This is a genomic window from Streptomyces longisporoflavus (genome assembly GCF_014649775.1).
GTDB lineage: Bacteria > Actinomycetota > Actinomycetes > Streptomycetales > Streptomycetaceae > Streptomyces > Streptomyces longisporoflavus.
In genome coordinates this window covers 1-1644 of sequence record NZ_BMTR01000101.1, presented here as the reverse complement: position 1 = coordinate 1644, position 1644 = coordinate 1, and the positions used below count along the sequence as shown (strand labels likewise).

Here is a 1644-nt window from a genome sequence, read left to right as displayed (position 1 = left end):
GCTCGCCCGCCTGGAGGCAGTGGTAAAGCTGGCCGAGCATGCGGTTGAAGAGGTTGCGCTGAGCGGCTGCGTGCCAGTCTCCGGCCTCGCGGCGTCGCCGGTAGTGGGCGTTGGCCCCTGCGGAGCCGCGCAGAGAGGCGAAGGCCCAGAGATAGCCGGCGTGGTTGAGGCGGTCGTTCTTGACCCAGCGGCGGGTGATGGACGACTTCTTGCCGGAGGCCCGGGTGATGGGCGAGGAGCCAGCGTATGCCTTGAGGCCACGGGCGTCGGCGAAGCGAGTGTGGTCATCGCCGATCTCGGCGAGCACCCGGGCGCCGAGCTGGATACCGAGTCCGGGGAAGCTCAGGATCACGTCAGCGTCCGGGTGCTGGGGAAAGGACTCCTCGACCGCCTGGGCGAGGTTGTCGGCGGCGGTGCAGGCGGCACCCAGTTGGATGAGGAGGGCGAGCATCTGCTTGCCGAGCGCGTCCTCGACCAGCGGCGGCTGGTGGGCGTAGTCGGCGCGGAAGACCTCGCGGATCCGGTCGGCTTCGGTGTCGATGCCGCGCTTGCGGCCGGCCCGCTTGAGCGAGGCCTGGATCTGCGTGCGGGTCAGCCGTGCGGCGCGGGAGGGCGTCGGGGCGGTCTTGAGGAGTTCGCGGGCCTCGGGGCGGCACAACCCGTTGGTCCAGGTGGTGAAGGCGTCCAGGGCGGCGGGGTAGTACTCGCGGAGCAGGGAGCGGAGCTGGTTGGCGATCGTTTGCCGGTTCCAGAGGGCGTCCTGTTGGGCACGGGCCAGGACGGCGATGGCGCGGCCGAGGTCGCTGTCGGCGGGCAGTGGCCGGTGGGCGTGCCTGTCGGTGCGCAGGATGTTTGCCAGGACCAGGGCGTCGCCGGGGTCGGACTTCTTGCGGGAGACGGACGTGCGGTCGCGGTAGCGTGCCGCTGCCATCGGGTTGATCGCGTAGACCTGCCGTTTGCCGGTCCGTAGTACCGCGACGAGCAGGCCGCGGGAGGTCTCGATGGCGATCGGGATGGGGTTGTCTTCGGTGTCGCCGTACTCGGCGAGCAGATCCAGCAGGATGGTGTAGCCAGCGGCGTCATCGGTGATGTGCCGCTTGGCCAGTAACTCCCCGGTGTCGTTGACCAGGGCGACGTCGTGCGTGCGTTCGGCCCAGTCGATTCCGCAGTAGATCACGGTGTTCCTCCCCAAGTGTGCTGGTGTTTGCGCTGGTCACGAGCGCATGAGGAACCACGCGGCTCCCTAATCCCAGGACTCGGCCGCATCGGCCCGTCCTCCACCTCAGTAGCCGTTCGTGGCACCAGCTCACCCCACGGGCCTCGGTCTATGCGGGAGCTCAAACGGCTCGGGCGTATTAAGAAGTCACCGTGCGGCGGGCTCGCACCACCAACACCAACGAGTGATCAAGCAGGGAGTGTTGACGCTCGACGACGCCAGGCGCCAACACTCGCCCCAAGTGGTGGCAGCCACGAAGACGCCGAACGTCGCCGCTCTGCACTGAGGTTTCAAGCACCCGGGTTGGAAAAGGCATCCGTCCGGCGCCCACGCGACCGCCACCACCATGAGCGCCAGGACCGCGCACCCGGTCTACGTTGAGGCGTCACTGGCCCGGCTGCCCCGAGATGTCACGATCCGGTACTCGA

At 68.6% G+C, this 1644-nt stretch carries 1 protein-coding gene; it reads right to left on the bottom strand.

All coding sequences use genetic code 11. The features are described 5' to 3' along the window. On the bottom strand, positions 1-1177 hold a 1177-nt coding region (locus tag IE226_RS43550), incomplete at its 3' end, for an IS110 family RNA-guided transposase (RefSeq protein ID WP_190087078.1). Positions 1178-1644 lie beyond the last annotated feature (467 nt).